Origin of the sequence: Paenibacillus sp. Leaf72 (assembly GCF_001422685.1) — a bacterium.
In the GTDB taxonomy this organism is placed as follows: domain Bacteria; phylum Bacillota; class Bacilli; order Paenibacillales; family Paenibacillaceae; genus Pristimantibacillus.
This window is the reverse complement of sequence record NZ_LMLV01000001.1, coordinates 1,718,301-1,737,183: the sequence shown is the minus strand read 5'-3', so window position 1 is coordinate 1,737,183 and position 18,883 is coordinate 1,718,301. Positions and strand designations below refer to the sequence as shown.

General features: G+C 45.4%; 17 protein-coding genes and 2 pseudogenes. 8 read left to right on the top strand and 11 right to left on the bottom strand.

All coding sequences use genetic code 11. From position 1 onward, the window contains the following. The first annotated feature begins 98 nt into the window (after positions 1 to 98). The 6 genes from ASF12_RS07445 to ASF12_RS07420 all read left to right on the top strand — a co-directional run bounded on the left by ASF12_RS07445 (position 99) and on the right by ASF12_RS07420 (position 7,654). On the top strand, positions 99 to 1,397 hold the full coding sequence (locus ASF12_RS07445) for an extracellular solute-binding protein (RefSeq protein ID WP_056031609.1): 1,299 nt from the start codon (positions 99 to 101) through the stop codon (positions 1,395 to 1,397). Between the two features lie 79 nt (positions 1,398 to 1,476). Further along, entirely contained in the window at positions 1,477 to 2,361 is an 885-nt protein-coding gene (locus tag ASF12_RS07440) for a carbohydrate ABC transporter permease (RefSeq protein ID WP_056031606.1), read from the top strand. 13 nt (positions 2,362 to 2,374) lie between these two features. After that, the gene (locus ASF12_RS07435; RefSeq protein ID WP_235533073.1) at positions 2,375 to 3,265 is read left to right on the top strand and encodes a carbohydrate ABC transporter permease; all 891 of its coding nucleotides are present in this window, start codon (positions 2,375 to 2,377) and stop codon (positions 3,263 to 3,265) included. Between the two features lie 82 nt (positions 3,266 to 3,347). Continuing rightward, entirely contained in the window at positions 3,348 to 5,129 is a 1,782-nt protein-coding gene (locus ASF12_RS07430) for a cache domain-containing sensor histidine kinase (protein ID WP_081418657.1), read from the top strand. Beyond that, positions 5,126 to 6,766 (top strand): response regulator, encoded by a 1,641-nt coding sequence (locus ASF12_RS07425; protein WP_056031596.1) that lies wholly within the window; start codon positions 5,126 to 5,128, stop codon positions 6,764 to 6,766. Before ASF12_RS07430 ends, ASF12_RS07425 begins: the two co-directional genes overlap by 4 nt. A gap of 117 nt (positions 6,767 to 6,883) precedes the next feature. Further along, positions 6,884 to 7,654, top strand: a complete 771-nt coding sequence (locus tag ASF12_RS07420; RefSeq protein WP_056031593.1) for a class I SAM-dependent methyltransferase — start codon at positions 6,884 to 6,886, stop codon at positions 7,652 to 7,654. Positions 7,655 to 7,995: 341 nt separating this feature from the next. Here ASF12_RS07420 and ASF12_RS07415 read toward each other — a convergent pair whose 3' ends face one another. The 3 genes from ASF12_RS07415 to ASF12_RS07405 form a co-directional block, all read right to left on the bottom strand. After that, entirely contained in the window at positions 7,996 to 9,450 is a 1,455-nt protein-coding gene (locus ASF12_RS07415) for an MDR family MFS transporter (RefSeq protein ID WP_056031591.1), read from the bottom strand. 77 nt (positions 9,451 to 9,527) lie between these two features. Then, complete coding sequence (locus ASF12_RS07410; protein WP_056031589.1) at positions 9,528 to 9,767, bottom strand: hypothetical protein; 240 nt, start codon at positions 9,765 to 9,767, stop codon at positions 9,528 to 9,530. A 285-nt stretch (positions 9,768 to 10,052) separates the two neighbouring features. After that, positions 10,053 to 10,490, bottom strand: coding sequence for a hypothetical protein (locus ASF12_RS07405; RefSeq protein WP_056031587.1), 438 nt, complete (start codon positions 10,488 to 10,490; stop codon positions 10,053 to 10,055). A gap of 193 nt (positions 10,491 to 10,683) precedes the next feature. On the opposite strand from ASF12_RS07405, the gene ASF12_RS07400 reads away from it, so the two are divergent. Next, a complete protein-coding gene (locus tag ASF12_RS07400) occupies positions 10,684 to 11,577 on the top strand; it encodes a helix-turn-helix domain-containing protein (RefSeq protein ID WP_056031584.1) in 894 nt (297 codons plus the stop codon). 131 nt (positions 11,578 to 11,708) lie between these two features. Further along, complete coding sequence (locus ASF12_RS07395) at positions 11,709 to 12,164, top strand: VOC family protein (protein WP_056031581.1); 456 nt, start codon at positions 11,709 to 11,711, stop codon at positions 12,162 to 12,164. Positions 12,165 to 12,326: 162 nt separating this feature from the next. Here ASF12_RS07395 and ASF12_RS33535 read toward each other — a convergent pair. The 8 genes and pseudogenes from ASF12_RS33535 to ASF12_RS07360 all read right to left on the bottom strand — a co-directional run. Next, positions 12,327 to 12,452: pseudogene (locus ASF12_RS33535) on the bottom strand (methyl-accepting chemotaxis protein); the annotation flags it as partial. Between the two features lie 186 nt (positions 12,453 to 12,638). Continuing rightward, complete coding sequence (locus tag ASF12_RS07390) at positions 12,639 to 13,955, bottom strand: M56 family metallopeptidase (RefSeq protein ID WP_081418655.1); 1,317 nt, start codon at positions 13,953 to 13,955, stop codon at positions 12,639 to 12,641. A 9-nt stretch (positions 13,956 to 13,964) separates the two neighbouring features. After that, a complete protein-coding gene (locus tag ASF12_RS07385) occupies positions 13,965 to 14,339 on the bottom strand; it encodes a BlaI/MecI/CopY family transcriptional regulator (RefSeq protein WP_056031575.1) in 375 nt (124 codons plus the stop codon). A 304-nt stretch (positions 14,340 to 14,643) separates the two neighbouring features. After that, positions 14,644 to 14,988, bottom strand: a pseudogene (locus ASF12_RS07380) (ABC transporter ATP-binding protein); the annotation flags it as partial. Next, positions 14,988 to 16,439: an iron chelate uptake ABC transporter family permease subunit gene (locus ASF12_RS35180; RefSeq protein ID WP_268795415.1), complete on the bottom strand. Its 1,452-nt coding sequence runs from the start codon at positions 16,437 to 16,439 to the stop codon at positions 14,988 to 14,990. The pseudogene ASF12_RS07380 and the gene ASF12_RS35180, both read right to left, overlap by 1 nt. A gap of 49 nt (positions 16,440 to 16,488) precedes the next feature. Continuing rightward, positions 16,489 to 16,944: an AraC family transcriptional regulator gene (locus ASF12_RS07370; protein ID WP_056031572.1), complete on the bottom strand. Its 456-nt coding sequence runs from the start codon at positions 16,942 to 16,944 to the stop codon at positions 16,489 to 16,491. Between the two features lie 203 nt (positions 16,945 to 17,147). After that, positions 17,148 to 18,026 (bottom strand): hypothetical protein, encoded by an 879-nt coding sequence (locus tag ASF12_RS07365; protein WP_155972866.1) that lies wholly within the window; start codon positions 18,024 to 18,026, stop codon positions 17,148 to 17,150. Between the two features lie 47 nt (positions 18,027 to 18,073). Then, positions 18,074 to 18,352, bottom strand: coding sequence for a DUF2564 family protein (locus ASF12_RS07360; protein ID WP_056031566.1), 279 nt, complete (start codon positions 18,350 to 18,352; stop codon positions 18,074 to 18,076). Between the last annotated feature and the right edge of the window lie 531 nt (positions 18,353 to 18,883).

Genomic DNA, 18,883 nt, shown 5'->3' with positions numbered 1-18,883 from the left:
CGGGTGTGCCTAAAGGAATTCCATTAAGCAAACGACCATTTATCTCTATAATAAAACCTGTAAGCGACAACAAGAAGACATAAAGAGGGGGATTTAAAATGAATCGTAGAAAGCGCTTTATCACATCCTTGCTATCCATTGGCATAGGGGCTTCGCTTGTATTGTCCGGATGCGGTAGTACAAATGACAATACAGTAACGCCAGGTACGAATGGCAATTCGGCGAAGGACGGCGGCTCGTTAACGCTGTGGATGTTTAATACGGATGATTATCTAAAGCCCGTAGCTGAAGAAATCGCTGAAGAAATGAAGATTAAGCTGAATTATGAATTCATAAATCCGGAAACATACAAAACGAAAATAAAGGTTGCTATATCAGCTAACGAGCTGCCGGATGTTTTTGCTCAATATGCAGGCAAATCAGAGAGAGAAAGCATCCTTAATTCAAAGATGGCTGCTCCGCTCAACGATACATTGCAGAGTACAGGACTGGAAGGAAGCTTTAACGATGGCATGTTGATTAAGGAAGCGGATGGAAACATCTATTCCCTGCCTTATCGCCCTGATCAATCCTATCTGCTGGCTTACAACAAGAAGCTGATGAATGAACTAGGCTTAAAGGCCCCGACTACGTGGGATGAGCTGATGAATGTCATCAAAATAGCGAATGACAAGGGGATTACCCCGATCACGCTGGGAGGCAAAGATCGCTGGCCGGGTGAAATCATCTACAATCTGCTCGTGCTGCGTGAGGATAAGGATGCCTATACGAAGGCTCAGAATGGTGAAATGAGCTTTTCAGACAAGCCGTTTGTAGACGCGGCGGACAAAATTATCGAGTTGGTCAATGCCAATGCATTCCAATCCGGGTTTCTCGGCAACAGTGACCTGGAGGCGCGTGAGTTGTTCTATGGCGGCAAAGCTTTGATGATTGTTAATGGTTCTTGGATCTTTACGAAGGCGATCCCGGCTCTTGGCGATGACCTCGGCTACGTGAAATTCCCTAAAACGGGCGCAGAAGCTGATCCATTCTCGTCCAATATGGGTGAGAAAAGCACCGCTCCATATGGTCTGTACGTTAATGCTAATTCCAAGCAGCTTGAGCTGTCCAAGGAATTTGCCGTCCGTTATTCGCTTAAGGTGAATGAATCGCTTGCCAAGCTGGGACAAGCAACCTATGCGGAAACCGCAGTGAAGCCGGAGGGCGAGGTTAATGAGGCTTACGCGCAATATTTGAAAGATTACAGCGAATATTCTTTTATCCAAACGTTCTGGGGCAATACGGTACCGGCAGCCGTCAATGAGGAGAACCGGGATCTGAATCAGAAGCTCTTTACTGGCTCCCTGCCATCAAGTGAATTTGTGCAGATGATGGACAAAATCATGAAACAACAATAATGAAGGGACGGGGCACTGTAATGAATAGGTGCCTCTTCTTTTTATCGTAAATCGCAGCTAGCGTTAGGAGGAATCCCGCATGGAGAAGGCTTTATCAAACCGCTGGGTATTGGCATTGTTTCTGCTGCCCGGCTTGACCTTATTTTCTGTTTTCTTTTTATATCCTATCTGCCGAACGGTCTTCTTTAGTTTGCATGAATGGGATGGCATACAACCGATGAAATTTATCGGGTTCGACAACTATGTCAAAATGTTTACCAGTGACCCCAATTTCTATCCAGCTGTGCAAAACGGCTTTGTCTTCGTGCTGTTCTCTCTGATCTTTCAGTTGCCTGCTGCTTTTATTCTGGCCATGCTCGTATCTCGTAAAATCAAGGGCAGCAAATGGTTTCGTAATGTGTACTTTTTCCCGGTCATTATGTCCACTACAATGGTTAGCTTGCTCTGGAGCAAAATATACGATCCTGCCATCGGGCTGCTTAATGCTTTCTTGCGCTCCATTGGGCTAGAATCAATGACCCAGCTATGGCTGGGAGATACGAAGACCTCCTTGCTGTCAGTGGTTTTCGTTCTTGTTTGGCAATTTATCGGTTATCACATGCTTATTATGTTCGCGGGTATTCAGAGCATACCTGATCATATTTATGAGGCTGCCCGGTTGGATGGAGCAACAGGCTGGAAGTCCGTTCGACACATTACGCTCCCCCTTCTGTCCGATGTGCTGAAGGTGGATGTCGTATTGGCGGTTGTCGGCTCATTGAAGGTATTCGAGCAAGTCTATGTCATGACCGGAGGCGGGCCGGACAACAGTTCGACTGTTGTTGCTGTACGGATGTTTCAGGAGGCCTTCCTGAAAATGAACTTTGGTTATGGCAGTACGCTGGCTGTTTATCTGGTCGTACAATGTCTGCTGATCTCCTGGGTGATTAACAAGTTGATGTCGAGAAATACAGTGTATTCGTAGAGGAGTGGCACCAATGCAAAAACAATTAGCAAGCAATCATCCCTTACACCTTCCTGAGCAGCCGTCAAAAATGATTCGTCCAAAAAGTTTGAAAAAAATAGGGCTATACGCTTTTATGTCTGTCATCGGCCTGCTGCAGCTCATTCCTCTGGTATGGCTGGTGCTTATCTCATTCAAGAACAATAAAGAAATTCAGAGCAATTCCGCCTTCAGTCTGCCCGAGACCTGGCAATTTCAAAATTATGTGGACGCCTGGGTCCAAGGAGAGATTGGCGATTATTTCTTTAACAGCGTAATTGTCACAACTATCACTGTAATCGTTGTACTTATGCTCGGTTCCATGATGGCCTATGCCTTGACTCGAATGAGATTCAGGTGGAGCGGACTATTGTCCATCATCATTTTGTCAGGGGTTATGGTTCCCGTCCATGCGACACTAGTACCGTTATTTACGCTGCTTAGAGACCTTGGTTTGTTGAAATCTCAGCTTGCGATTATATTGCCGTATATAACGGTTAATATACCCATTGCGATTTTCATATTGTCGAGTTTTCTGCGTGGACTTCCCAAGGAGCTTGAGGAGGCGGCGTTCATCGATGGATATGGCGTTATCCGCGCCTTCTTCCATGTCGTTCTGCCATTGCTGAGACCGGCTTTAGCATCCGTAGGAATCTTTGTTTTTCTCAACGTATGGAATGAACTGCTGATGGCCGTAACGTTTATTCAGAAATCCTCACTTCGTACTCTGCCTCTAGGACTCATGAACTTCAGCGGCGAATACAGCGTAGAGTGGGGGCCGTTATGTGCGGCAATGTTTATTTCAACGATTCCGCTAGTCATTATCTATTTATTTTTCAGTGAACAATTAGAAAAGAGCTTCACCGCCGGGTCTATCCTGAAATAAGTTTTTCTCCTCTCTCTGATGCTGGCTGGTATAATGGGGACATTCTCTAGCATCTAAGGAGTCGACTGACGGAGGGATATTCATGAATGGGATCAGAAAACTACACAATATGGGAATTCGCAGCAAGATGCTGATCATCAATCTATTGGTTATTTTTCCTAGTGTCCTGCTGTTGACTATTACGCTGTATCATATGACCAAGCAGCAGGCGGTAGAAAGAGCGGCAAGCAGCTCTCAATACAAGGTTTCGCTTATATCGAATACGATTAGCACCTTATTTAACGATATTGAGAACTATTCCAAGCTCGCCATTGTGAACAAGACCTATCAGTCGGTTCTGAAAAGCAATAGAATGGCCCAGTGGCATGAGATTGAAAATATCCAGCTGCTGTACGCCAGTCTCAATTCGCTTGTGGAGTCCAATCCCTATATTAATTCCGTTATAATTCAATCCATTAAGAGTGATAAGCTCTACTATTCAGAGAACTTGACCAATGTAGGGGCTAATGCAGCCGACCTGTATCCGAAGGAGCAGATGATAGCGGCTGCAGGTTCGCCTGTCTGGATTGAAACCTTTGAAAGCCCCTTCCTCGTTAACGCTGAAAAAGTAAATGTAATGGCGGTAGGCAGACGCATCATTGATATAGACGACGGCATGACCACCGGGTTTATTTTCATCAATATCGACGAGCGAAAGCTGTCCCAATTGTATGGTCGGGACGAGGAGCATCTCGACAGTAAAATGATGATAACCAATGCTGCCGGAACGATTATTTCCGCTAATGATCCAGAGCTGCTTCACAAATCAGTATACGATGAGGTATACGCGAACGAAGGGCGATTGATCATCTCATCGATGGAGATGGAGCAGAATGACTGGAAGATTGTATACGCTGTTCCTACTCAAACCCTTATGAAGGATCAATGGAAAATCACCCTGTTCATTGTTGGTTTTGGCGTCGCGGGGCTGCTGATTGCGTTCGCTCTTTCGGCTGTATTTTCCCGTTGGATTACCAGACCCATTATCCAACTGAGCCGAACGATAAAAGCGGTAAGCGAAGGCAATCTGGATGCACGGGCTGTCGTTTCGAATAATGATGAGATTGGCAGGGTGGCTCACAAATTTAATGAAATGATTGGGCAAATTCAAGATCTGCTGCAGACGATCAATCAAGAGGGGCGCCAAAAAAGGCTGCTTGGATTGCGGCTGCTATATTCACAGATCAAGCCCCATTTTATGTACAATACACTCGAAATGGTCAGATCCATGGCACTCATGGTAAATGCGCGAGATGTCAGTCGGGTAGTGAAGGCGATGGGAGATTTCTATCGCACCTCGCTTAATAATGGGCAAGAGCTAATTCCGGTCTCTCAGGAGCGCAAGCATCTGGAGAGTTATCTTTATATTCAAAAGGTTCGTTACAGCTACATTGATTATCGCATTGAAATGGATGAAGCGATTGAGAGCTGCTGGATTGCCAATATGCTTCTGCAGCCGCTAGTTGAGAATGCGATTCAGCACGGTCTGAGGGATAAGCATGAAGGAGCTTTATGCTCGATTACGGGGAGGAAAACGGAGGAAAACGGCAGGCAGCTGCTTATTTTCACCGTTAGAGATAACGGGAGCGGCATGAGCGCAGAGCAGCTGAACCGGATTTGGCTAGGCAAGGAAAAGGATGGGGAACATCATGACTTGGACAGCTTTGGCATCGGCAGCGTACAAGAGCGGATTCTCCTGCTTTATGGAGAGAATTATGGGCTCTCCATTACCTCGACCCTCGGAGAGGGTGTTCAAGCAGAATTGCGAGTTCCTCTTGCGGCCAGCAGGGGGGAGCTTGAGGAAAGGGGGGCGTCTCAGTTATGAAGAAGCAATTATATCAAGTTCTAATTGTAGATGATGAGTATTATTTCCGTCAGCTGCTTATACAATTAATCGATTGGGAAGCACTGGGCTTCCGCATTAAGCATGAGGCCGAGAACGGGACCCAAGCACTCAAGCTGGCGCGGCAGGAGAACTATGATCTCATTATCGCTGACATTAATATGCCCGGCATGTCTGGTCTGGACTTTGTCGAATCGCTGCGATCCGAGTATATAAATACCAAGATCATCTTTATTACAAGCTATGATGTTTTTGAGTACGCCCGTGCGGCTATCAGTTTTGGCGCTTCCTATTATCTGCTTAAACCTATTGACGAGGACGAGCTCACCAAGGCGCTGGCCGCTGTACATGATGAGCTGTGTGAGGAAAATGAGTTTTCACGATCGATGGGCGAATTAAAGCAGCAGCTTGATCAGACCAAGCCCATATTGAAGGACCACTTTATTAGGCAATTCCTGCTGCATGAGCCGACGGTTAGTTCAGAAACGCTAAGCGAGCAAGCTCGTTATTATGGACTTAATCTGGCGTTCTCTTCTTATGCGGTCATTATCGTGGAGCTCGACGAGCTCAATACCCGATTTGCCAAGGAACAGGAGCGGCAGCTTTGGCGGTTTGCCGTACAAAATATTGTGCAGGAAACGTTGGGATCTGCGGGCGTTGATTGCACATTTATTAATATAGAAAAAAATCAGATTGCCGTATTGGCAAGCCTGTCTGAACATAGTGATGCTGCGCTTTTCGACTTATGCGAGCAGTCACGTATTTTTATCGATCAGAAAATGCATCTATTCGTCACATTTGGGCTGGGACAAAGCTACGAGAGCATTAGCCAAGTTTACTTGTCCTATTCGGAAGCGCTGTACCTGCTCAAATATAAGTTCACACAAGGCGGCAATCAGGTCATTGCTTATGCTCAGGAGCATGCGGGGGCAGAGGACGCTGTTTTTTCGCTGCCGATCGCTCGCTCTGAGTGGTTGACCGCGCTCCGTCAGAAACAGCAGGATACCGTTACTGAGCTCATTCGGCGTGCTTGCGATCATCTAATGGAAAGCAGGGCGAGCAAGGAGATAGCCCAGTTTGTGCTGATGGAGTGTGTATCGCTAGGCAGCGCAGCTATTCTTGAACGGGGAGGTTCTCTCCCTCCGGACTGGCTAACGGAAAGGCATCCACTCTTCCGCCAAATGCATATTTTGGAGACGGTAGCTGCCTTGCAGCAATGGCTGGAGACATTTTTCCGAGAAATGGTGTTTGTGGAAATAGAGAAACAGCTTCCTCGCAGTAAAAATTCAGATATTGTGACCAAGGCGGTAGACTACGTAATTGCCAACTATTCCAACGAGAATGTCAATTTGCAGGAGGCTGCACGCAGCCTGGCGGTCAATCCGAGCTATCTGAGTCATATTTTCAAAAAAGAGAAGGGTCAATCCTTTACCGAATATTTGACCAATATTCGTCTGGATAAAGCCATTGAGCTGCTGAATGGTGTATCCTCCGACGGATTGATGTCATTGAAGGTTGTGGATGTGTCCATGAAGGTGGGATATACCGATCCCTACTATTTCAGCAAATGCTTTAAGAAGAAGTTCGGTATTGTGCCTAGCAAAACGATAAGGGGTTAGAGTTTTATGTATAGGTGTATATAGTTTGTAACTATAATGTATATAGATTTAATATATTTAACTTATAAATGGCTCTATGCCATACTATCCCTAACCTAAAAGTTGGGAGATGATTTCATGAGTTCCAATCAAGTTTGGCAATCTGATCATTATGACCGCAATCTTGGATTTGTATCTGAATTGGGCAAGGATGTTGTTCGGCTTTTGAATCCGATGAAGGATGAAAAAATCTTTGATTTGGGCTGCGGAACCGGAGATTTGGCACATGAAATTAGTCAAGCTGGCGCACATGTTACAGGGATGGATTTATCAGAGGCAATGATCGAGCAGGCGCAGCACAAATATCCCAAAATCCAATTTTTTGTTGGTGATGGCGAACATTTCACCGTAAATTCTACGTTCGATGCCGTCTTTTCCAACGCAGCGCTGCATTGGATGAAGAACCCGGGGGCGGTACTGACAGGTGTATGGAATAGTTTAAGCCCTGGTGGCAGGTTTGTTGCAGAGTTTGGCGGGAAAGGAAATGTGGAAACGATCGTTCAGGCCATTGGCGAGGTGCTGCATGAGGAATTCGGCATGGATGCTGGCAAGCTGAATCCCTGGTATTTCCCAAGCATCGCCGAATACAGCGCATTGTTGGAACAGCAGGGCTTCCGCGTCACCTATGCGGCTCACTTCGATCGACCGACAAAGATCAAGGACAATGAGCAAGGCTTGAATCATTGGCTGAGGGGCTTCGCCGACAATTTCTTCAAGGCACTTTTTGAAGAGGAGCGGACTGCCGTTTGTTCGAAAATAGCTGCTAAAGCCCGCAACGAATTGTTTCATGACGGCTCATGGTATGCGGATTATAAACGATTAAGAGTGATGGCGATTAAACCGGAGTAGAGTGATTTTTCCCCGAAGCATCAGTCTCGCCGAACAAAGCTTGAGCTTGACGCAACGTCTGGTGATGCAATTAAAGAATCATGAGAAAACGATGCCGTAACTATGGCAGTAATGATTTCCAGTGCTATTGAATTTGCCAATTGTCCAAATTCAAAGGTGATACGAAGGATAAATTCAACCATTTGCAAAATGCGACTCGCGCCAAATCGGAAGTTGTCATCAAAGCGCTGCTGCTTCATTTGAAATTCATTAAATGAATAATTGCTAGGTTGTAAGCTGTATAGGGAGGGTGAACCCGGGTATCCGGGTTCACCCCTATTCGTTGTTTTTAGGCTGTGAACTTATGATTCGATCTGTGCTTGTAATGAATCACTTTCATGATGTTCAGGCAGCTTTTTTATAAACCAGCTTATTACCAAAACAAGGACGACGAGAATAAATTCGATCCAAAAAACCGTTTGCACACCGGCGACCATGCTCTGTGTCTTCTCCAGCATTGCAGTAGGATCGAGCGAATGGTGGAGATAACGATTGGCTCCAGACGACATGATGCCGACGAACAATGCGATGCCAATTCCCCCTGCAATCTGTTGGAGCGTGTTGTATATGGTTGTGCCATGGGGGACCAGGTGCCGCGGAAGTTGATTCAATCCTGCCGTCTGAGCCGGCATGACGACAAACGATATGCCTAAGAATAAGAGGACATGATTGAACAGAACGGAACCTCGCGTTGTATCACTGTCGATGCTGGCAAACAGCCACAACGCTATGGCGATCAAGAACAGTCCGGGCAAAATGACAAATCGCGGTCCGAATTTATCGAATAATTTCCCTGACACTGGCATCATCATGCCGTTCAAGATGCAACCTGGCATCAGAAGTAAACCTGTTGCGAAGGCTGTCAACTGCATCACATCCTGCAAATAGATTGGCAGCAATGTCGTTGTGGCAAATAGAACCATCATCAGGATTACAACCAATATTGCAACTAGAGAAAAAGTGGGATGCCGGAATACGGAAAGATCGAGCAACGGCTCTTTAATCCTGAGCTGCCGCCATACAAGCAAGAGCAAGAAGAGGCTTCCTATGGCAAGCAACCCGTAACCCTCAGGCTCGGCCCAGACACTGGTTTGGCTGAAGCCGTAGGTGACGCAACCGAAACCGACGGTTGACATCACAATGGATAAAAGATCGACCCTTGGCTTGGTCAGTTCTGTTACATTTTTCAAGTAAAAGCTTGCATAAATAATTGAAAACAGGGCGACAGGAATGACCATGTAGAACAGCCATCGCCAGTGAAAGGTATCGATGATCAACCCCGACAAAGCCGGCCCGATGACAGGGGCGACCATAATGACCAGCCCCATGAGACCCATGGCGGAACCCCGGCGTTCTGAAGGATAGAGGGCGAGAATCGTATTCATCATGAGTGGAACCAATAATCCTGTCCCGCAAGCCTGAACAACCCTGCCCATCAGCAACAATCCGAATCCCGGGGATACTGCACACAAGCAGGTGCCGGCTAAAAATAATGCCATCGCAGACATAAACATCTGGCGTGTGGTGAACCATTGCTGCAATAATGCGGTCACTGGCACCAGTACGCCGATAACGAGCATATAGCCCGTCGATAACCACTGTATGGTCGCGGCAGCAACGTTGAATTCCCGCATCAATCCAGGAAGCGCGTTGGCAAGCAAATTTTCGTTAAGAAACGCAACAAATGCACCGATGAGCAGCGCGGTTAACATCGGTCCTCTCTTTATTCCACTTGCCTCTTGAACGCGTTTGTTCATCTTCTACCTCCCGAATATTCATTGTGTTATGTCCTTTCGTAATGCATTGACACCGATTCGCCAGTCTGGCGTGCAGATTATCCTACACCATCACTTTCTAACAAGGAATAGAAATTATCGCGGTCTTCATCATCGAATTTGCCCAGTGTCCCTACCCTGACAAATTCATGTCCACCATTCATGTCGATTTCCTCGCCATACTTATTGTAGAGCGCAATCATAGTGCCATCCCGATTCAACTCCATGTACCCGTAACAATCTGCTTCAGGCGCTTCATTGTAAAGGAGTGTAAATCTGATTTTTTCTACCCTGTTCATGTAACTCTTCCTTTCCTGTTCTTTGTGTGTAGATCCCTTATCTCCCTAATGACCTGAAGAAAATTTTACGTGAAAAAGGATGAAATGAAAAAAGCGATATCGCTCTTCATACTCGGAAATTCATTCCTATTTCAAAAGAATAAAGGGGGATTCCACGTTATGTCGCTCATTTGCAAATTATCTCTTGACGGGATGAGGTTTGGCGATTATGATAACGTGCCGATTAACTCAACAAAGTAAATCAATAAAAAGGCCGACTTTTCGAAGTGCCTCGGCACCGAATTGTCAGCCTGGATTAGCCCCAGCTATTGGATAACGATAAGTGGGGAAAACCTCATAAGACTTTGTTTCCATTTTTCCTTTTTTATTTATTACTTGGTAACCATCTTCATCTGTAATAGGGACAACTTCTTTAGGCGGATCATTATCGGTAATACCTGAGCAGTATATTGGGATCTTTTCGCCTGCGGAAAGCTCGTCCAACTTTGAAAATAACTTCATAAAATGTTTGAAGTTTATTCCATAATAGTTATCAACTGTACGATTGACCTTGCTGTCTGTAACTACAAGTAATAACGCAACCTCCCCGGAAGTCTTAGTATTGTCAACGGCTCCTACGGAAGCCGTTAAATTCTTAGCGAATGCTACAGACGGATTTCTTAATAAAGGTTTGTTGCTCTTGGCAAAACTATATTTTTGGAACTGATGTAAAGGCTTTATCAATAAGAATTAGCATGGTAGAATAAACGTTTCTAACCATGTTGTCACAAGATGATTGAACAGCTTTAATCAGCAGCATGTCATTGTTTTCATAAAAGTAATCCCGTAGAAATCACATGAAGTGAGCCTCTTCGAACGAAACTTATATCTAAGTTAAGTATAGTCTACAAATATAATTCCTAAGGAGTCATGTCCATTGGCTGTACCCTTGAGTAAATTGACAAAAATACCCCGGATTCTAATCAAAACACCAACCCATCAACAAAGAATATTGAGAATGAATGGACTGTCTGCCATTGAATCTTGCACACGTACAGAAGGCGCCACTGGCACGTTGTTTCTAGAAGACCATATGCTCTTATTCGTAATGGAAGGGATGTATACCGTACGGTTTGGAACCGAGGTGCATACGGTGAACAAGCATGAAATGGTGCTGATCCATAAATCCATTGCGTTCCAATATGAAAAAAGCGGGGAACCGAACTTCGATTATGTACTCAACTATATGATGTTCTTCTTAAAAGACGAATTAATTAACGAGTTTATGAAACTAGCGGATTATACTCCTACTTCAGCATCTAGGACACCGGCTCCGGTATCTGTACATACGATTGATGATAGACTCTTCAGCTATCTGGAATCATTGAAACCGTATTTCAATGAACCGGAACGGATTAGAGATGGGTTGGTTAAGGTGAAGTTATTAGAATTATTATTTGGCATAGCCGATAGAAATGATATTTTCCTGTCTGAGCTTGCTCAGATTAAGCGCCAAGAACGAAAAAGCATCAAGGACGTCGTTGATGCGAATATCACAAATCCCGTAACCTTGCATGATCTCGCCTACTTATCTGGCCGAAGCCTATCCTCCTTCAAACGTGATTTTAAAGCGATCTATAATACTTCTCCGCTCCAGTGGATACGAAATCGCCGATTGGATAAAGCACAAGAAATGCTAATCCATTCGTCCTTATCCGTAACTGAAATTTGCTTCTCAACGGGTTTTGAGAACGTCTCACACTTCTCCAAAGTGTTTAAGCTGAGATTTGGAATCCCACCTTCCGCACTCAAACAACCGCTAAAGTTCTGATGATCTTAACCTTGAGCTGAATGAACAACGGATTTGGACCTCCGAACAAAGTATAGTGTGTATTCATCTGGTACATTTATACATGTCAACCAGACGAAGTCTAGTCCTATAAAATCCAAGGAGGAAAAAACATGCATGACTCTAACCTTCGGCAGGATTCTGCTGCCACCCCTATCGCGTCACTGAAAGGTCATCATATCGCCATCCGTGTGCCAGACTACGAGGCTGCAAAGAGCTGGTACGTGGAGAAGCTGGGCTTCCGTGTCATTCAAGAATGGCCGTTTGGAGACCTGCACCTTGCTTATGTCGCTCCGCCCCATGACGACTCCTTTTACTTTGAGATCATTGGAGACGGAGAGGTAAATGACGCGCCCATTTACCATGATATTAACAGCAGTATGTATAAAGCTGGTCACCATCACCTCTGCATGACCGTGAACGACGTGGATGAAGCGATTGCGTATTTGGATTCAAAAGGGGTCACCATCATCGGGGTGCCCTTTAACTTGGAGGCCATCCATCGCCGCCTCGCATTTTTCACCGATCCGTGGGGGAATTTATTCGAATTGGCTCAGGTGATAGATTAATAAATCCAGATGATTCATCTCTTTTCAAGTATTATCCTCATACGAAAAGAAACGATTGTGCATGCTCGCAGAAAACCCACCCTGGCTATTTAGTCTAAAGGTGGGTTTTCTGCGAGCATAGAGGTGCTTTCACTGCTAGCGAATGGGTCTGCCTGCTGCGGCAGCCTCAGCAGTATCATGTCTAACCCCATCAATCAGCCCGCTGACCTGTTCAGCCGCATGCTGAGTCTGTTCGGCGAGCTTGCGCACCTCTGAGGCAACGACAGCGAAGCCTTTTCCTTGTTCACCGACCATAATGAATTTCCATAGGTGGACAAAAAAACTGCAAAAAGCGCAGGTTTCGGGCTAATTCCGCCTTAAAACCTGCGCTTTTTTTCGTAAAATGAATTCTGCCGAGCTCAATGGGGATGTTCACCGCAGATTAAAACCCTTTCGGGACAACCCCTTCACAATGAGCCTCTATTTTACTGGAGACTATTTAACTACTGCTTCAGCTGGAGCTATAGAAGGAACAGGAATGGGTTCCGCAACGGCTGGTTGATTATCACTAGCTGCCGCAGATGGAGCAGTGAAAGGAACAAGAGCGGGCTCTGTTACGGCTGCTTGACTTTCACTAGCCTCGTCAACTGGAGCGACAGAAGGAACAGGAATGGGTTCCGTAACGGCTGGTTGATTATCACTAGCTGTCTCAGATGGAGCGATAGAAGGCACCGGTTCCGCTGATGAGTTGGCCGTGTGGTTTTCGGCGTTGGCCATTTTATCCTCAGCTACCTTGGGCGTATTGCCTGATGCCCATACCGCAGCGGATGTGCTGATTACAGCTACCGCAAATACCGCTGTAATGGATAGAAAAATGGTTTTTTTGCTCAGGTTCTTAACATTTAGCATCAGAATTAATCTCCTTTTTAATTGTTTTCCGTCACCGGATAAAGAGGCGCCGAGCTGTACGGGAATATTTATTGATTCTGCTATTACGTTTAAAAGGGTTTGCCCGTAACGTATGCGCTCGGCATGGGACATGCCTTTGACCACTTCTTCATCGCAGGACAGCTCGCTCCATGTATGAATGTCCTTACGAAGGATATGAACCAAAGGATTAAACCAATGTAAAGCGCTGGCTCCTAGCGTAAAAGCTTTAACCCATATATCCTTGCGTTTCAGATGAATCAGCTCATGACGGATAATCATGCTCATGTCTACGTTTGTGGTACTACCCATAGGGAGATAAATGACAGGCTTCCAAAGCCCAACAAGAATGGGACTCTGAATGGAGGAGCTATAAGCAAGCCGGACCTTGCTTTTAAGTTCAAGAGCCTGCTTAATCAGGTAAAGCTGGTTAACCGCCTCGCTGTTTAATGGGACGGCAGTACTCGTATTTGCCAGTTGCTTTAAAAATCTGCGGTAACAATACGTTTGCCAAGCTGCAAAAGCTACAACTCCGATTGCCCATATGGCTATTACAAAAAAGGCTGCATTTGTTGAAATCGTCCATTCCGGAAAGAGCGGCTCAGGCTTGAAGCTCAATAATGCTCCGGGCTGGGCATGCTGTACGATCGAAGCAGATTCATTCATGCTGGAATCGTTTGGCGTACGGAATGGGATCATTCGCGAAATCCACTGAATAATAAGAACGACGGGGAATAAATACAATCCTACCGCCATTTTGTTAATCACGTACCGCCACTTCGTAGGCCAAATCTCGGTGGATAGGTGCTGTGACAACCAAATACAAGCGACAACGACATTTCCAGCTACGGTTAGGGTAAACATCAATGTAAAAATGGTATTCATATGCAGCACCTACTTTTCCGACAGCCATTTTTTCAATTCCGCAATATCCTCATCCGATAACTTGTCACCATCATACAAAGCAGAAACCATGTTCTTGACGGAGCCTTGATATAAGCCATCCAGAACTTGCTGCGTCCCTATTAGCTTGTAATCCTCGGCCGAAATAAGCGGTTCGTATTTATTGATCCGTCCATGCCTCGTAGTCGTTAGCGCCCCTTTTTCGACCAGGCGTGAGAGGAAAGTGGAAATGGTCTGTGCTTTCCATTCCTTTCCCCTTAGGGCAAACATACTGAGAAGCTCAGTAGATGTGACTGGCGGGGTGCACTCCCAAATAACCTCCATTAGCTCTACTTCAGTATCCGATAACTTTTGAATCTGGTTCACCGTGAACACCTCTTTACTTCGTTATGCGTCCATAACGAGCTTTGTTACTACATGATGTAGTAAATAAAACCTACTACATTTCGTAGTAGGTTGTCAAGTTAAACGGATTAACGGCCGTAGCTGTAGTGATAATTAAATTCAACATCGTATTCCATTTGAATCTGAAGCATTTTTCAAGTTAGCTTTAGGGAAATAGTAAATGTCGGGGTATGGTGCGCTGATATAATAAAAAACCATTTGGGAGTTAAGCAGCATAGGGCTGGGTTAGGTGAAAGGAGATTTAATGCGGGTTTTACAGAAAGATCCATCCGCCGAGTAATGATTGGTGCGGAAACCTTCCCCGTCCCACCAAGTCCGCTACAGAAATGCCTTCCGGAACAATAGGGGATTGCGGCAGCAGTCCTACCACTCGAGCCAATTGTTTAGGCGGGATTTTGCCGAGTGGCTTGCCATCAAGGGTGATTTTGCCCGATGCAGGTTTTATAAGCCTGGCCAGTGTTTTAAGAAGCGTAGACTTACCGCAGCCATTGGAGCCAATAATAACGCTTATTTTATTGCTAGGTATAACAAGATCTACTCCGTGAATAACCGTTTTATTCTCATAGCCCGCTACGATTTGTTCGGCTTGAAAAATATGTGTCGGTTTCATTATAATTCTCCCTTTCGATTTATTCGGATTAACAAGAAGATTAGATAAGGCGCTCCGAGCAATCCGGTAATGATGCCTACGGGGAATCTGTACTCAAAAGCAAATTGTCCGATTAGATCTGCCGCCAGAACTAAATTAACGCCAACCAGTCCCGCCGGGATGATGTTCGAGAAGCCGGCTCCGACCATTCTTTTTGCGATCGGTCCCGCAAGGAAGGAGACAAAGGCTATTGGACCCGTGGTAGCCGTAGCAATAGCAATCATGATGACGGAGCTCACAATTAGCGCAATTCTTGTCCTGTCTGTGTCCACGCCGAGAGAAGAAGCCGATTGTTCGCCAAGCTCCAATATGTTTAGATGTTTTCCTAGAACAATAATGATAGGAGTAAAGATAATAACCGTTATTATAAGAGGCGGAAGCTCATGCATTTGAGAGCCATTGAGGCTGCCTCCGAGCCATCTGAGCGCTGAAGGGATATCTTGTTGGGCGCTAACGAGCAGAAGATAGGATATGACGGCGTCAAGCATAGCCTGTATGCCTATTCCGACAAGAATCAATCGCCCGATTGAAAATGTTTTGCCCCTGGATAGTGCATAGATCAGTATGACTATAGCTAGACCAGCAATGACAGAAGCAATGGAAATCACTGCTCTGCTTGAATGAAGGATGGTGATGCAAAAAACAGCCGCCGCGCTGGAGCCGGAGGTAATACCGATGACATTCGGGTTCGCAAGAGGATTGCGCAGCATCGTTTGGAAGACATAACCAGCAATGCCGAAAGCAAATCCAGCGAAGAGACCAGCCAGCATTCTCGGTAAACGTATTGTACTAACCGCAAAAAATACGCCTTTAAGCTGCTCTCCCGAGAGCGCAGTAGCAGCTCCACACAAAATAACACCTGCAAAAGCTGCAATAAACCTTAGCAGCCCTGTCCGAACGCCTAGTCCAGTCGCAACATCGTCTCCCAGTGCCAGCGCATTTAGTGCCGGGGCAGCCATAAAAGCGATTAGTAAGCCAACGATTAGAAAAGGGATGAAGGTAGTAATAGCGCTCCAGGTTGCCGAACCGACGCTTCCTACTTGCCAAAATCTGAACTGATCCATAACATAGGAGCGCGGAATCATGATGGCGGTAACCAGAGAAGCAAGGGCGGCGCTGGTGGCCGCCCCCGCCAAAACAAGCTTAATGGGCGTGGCGCCGCCACGTCCCATAGAGCCGATTCCAAATACGAACACTGCCGTAATTCCAGCTCCGGCTAAAGCAAGCCATATATATTGATTGGCGCTGCTAATATTCAAGAACGCAATCCCACAGACGACAAACAAAGATGCGCCTGTGTTGACTCCCAGTATGCTTGGATCTGCAAGCGGGTTGCGAGTGACCGACTGCATAATCGCCCCGGAAACGCCCAGAGCGACACCGCACAATAAACAAAATACGGTTCGAGAAATTCGCTTGTACGTGTCTTAGGAGGTTGTAGATTATCGTGATTTTAGAAAGTTATACAGGTTTAATCGGCACGCATATTTCGCAAAAATCATTGATAAGCATTTCACCAATGTATCTTTCTAAAATTGGTTTATTGTCCATTTGGTATCCGTTGTTATGCAAGTATGGAAAAATCTCATTCCATGCTCTTTCTATAGCTTTCGCTGTATGTTTGATTTTGCAAATAATATACGTTCCACCATCAAGCTGGCCTTCGCAAATGGAATCATCATCTGGATAATCCTTTGCAATGACAATACATGCATCATATCGACAGTTTTCCGGCTTTGTTGTTTCAGGGTTATCTTGTGGCACTCCGAGCAGGATAGTCGATTCGGTAAGCAGCTCTTTCCCCTTAGCCCATTGTTTCAGCTTCTCCATTGCTTGACTATTGGCAGGACCATATGGACCTACTTGTCGCACATAGGCAATACGGTATTTCGGCAAAGTTTCGATTTTAATATTCATTATTTTTTTGGGAAAAGTAAGGGAGAGTGAGAGGGGAATCTAGCTTGTATCCGGCGCGAGCAAAGGATCAAGAGATGGATTCGTTAGAGGAGTTGCTGAACAAGGAGATAAAGTTTGGGTCGTTTCTCAAAGCAAGCCTGAAAGTTTGGACTTAAATAATGGTGTAGAGCGGATAACGCTGTTTAGTAATACACAAGGATTGTTCACAGTCGCACAATTCGTCGATAATGCAGCTGATCGAGCCATTCCACCCATTCCTGTTCATCTTCATGTTTGTCACGGTAATATACGGCTGTTGGCAAATAACTGAAAAAGACGCCCAAACCTCCATTGTGATTGGCCCCGCCTTCGCCACCTTTGCCGGTCGACTCTCCGTCTTCTGTCTTGGTCAGCTCCTTCTGGTATGGATCTCCCAGAAAACGCAGTCCGAAGACATTCGGTAGCTCAAGGTCATAGGAATGGCTGATTGCTCCTGTTGGGGTACTCGTCTCTCTGTCATCCTTAAGACCCTCAAAATATTTTAGATTCATCGAGTAATCCATTCCGTCTCCCCATGGAAACAAGGTTCTACAGCCGGCACCATACATATACTCCCACTCGTCCTCGGTTGGAATGTCGAATTCCTGATTCAAGGTCGAATCGGCCCAATCCTCAAAATTCTCGCTATCATTAAACAGATAGATGCGAATATGTTCACCATCCCGATCTAGACGATAGGAAGGATAATATTCACGGTTACTTTTAACGCTCCTCTTGAACACTTCCAACCGCCCTAGCAGTTCAGCATCTTTTTCTGCATCTAGCTCTTCAGCAGTCACCTCGGTCCAGCCGATTGGCTGGGTATTCCGCTCTACCAGCATCGGCCCAATAGCGGCTTTTCTGACCGGAGTCATCATTCGACGCAGTCTATCCTCCGGCTTCTTAAACGATCTCCCAATTTTCATCAGGTTTTCTTCCGAATCCATGCGTACCGTGCTATCCGGCTCCTCGAACCAGTTGTCCCAGCCCAAGGTTACCTCGTCGCCGGGAACAAAGACAAATTCTATCCCTTTATAGGCGGATATATTGTGAAATAAAAACAAGCCCCATTCGTTTTACATAACGAACGGAGCTTGTCTTTATTCTTATATTACTGATCCTTCATATTTTCTTGTACTTCATCCAATTGGTGCTCCAGAAGCTCTAACTGCTCTTTATTTTGCTGGACGGTGTCCATGTGACCGTAATGTTGCTCTGCATTATCTAGCGCATTTTCTGCATGTGATATTGAATCGCATGCTTGCTCAACGGTTTGTTCTTCTGGATGAGACATCGCTTGCTTAACCGCATGATTTGCCTTTTGGACAGAGTTACTGAGCAAAGTGCTCGGATGATCCTCTTTCCAACTTGTGTCTGTGTGCTTAGCCAAGTGTGCTTTTTCCCCTCTCGATTAGATCATGTTGTCCACACTATAGTTTTGTGAAATATCCAGTAAAATATGCATGGATTGCTGCTAACGAATAGACATATGAGCTATAAGCATGATGAAGCAGGAAGCTAAATCATCAGTTTTAGGAGGAAGAGTACTCTGAAAGTTCAGCAACCGTCCGCCGTTTTCATGCAAGTTGTTGCTTTTATTGCTGTGGGGCATGATAACAAGGCATTCTTGGGAACTATAATGGTTTAATCGGCACACAGATTTCACATAAATCATCGGTAATCATTTCTGCGATGTATCTTTCTAAAATCGGTTTATTGTCTAATGATGCAGGCTTGCTGCACTTGGACTTTTGTTCGACATCATCGCCAACTCCTTTATTGGAAAAAGCTCTGGAAATAGCCGAAAATGGTATAGGTGAGGATTAGAACGAAAAAGCATCCAATCGGGTGCTTTTTTATTTTGTCCTATAGATGCAGTACTCTACATGATTGAATAGCAAGGTTAAGGTAGGAGGGCAGC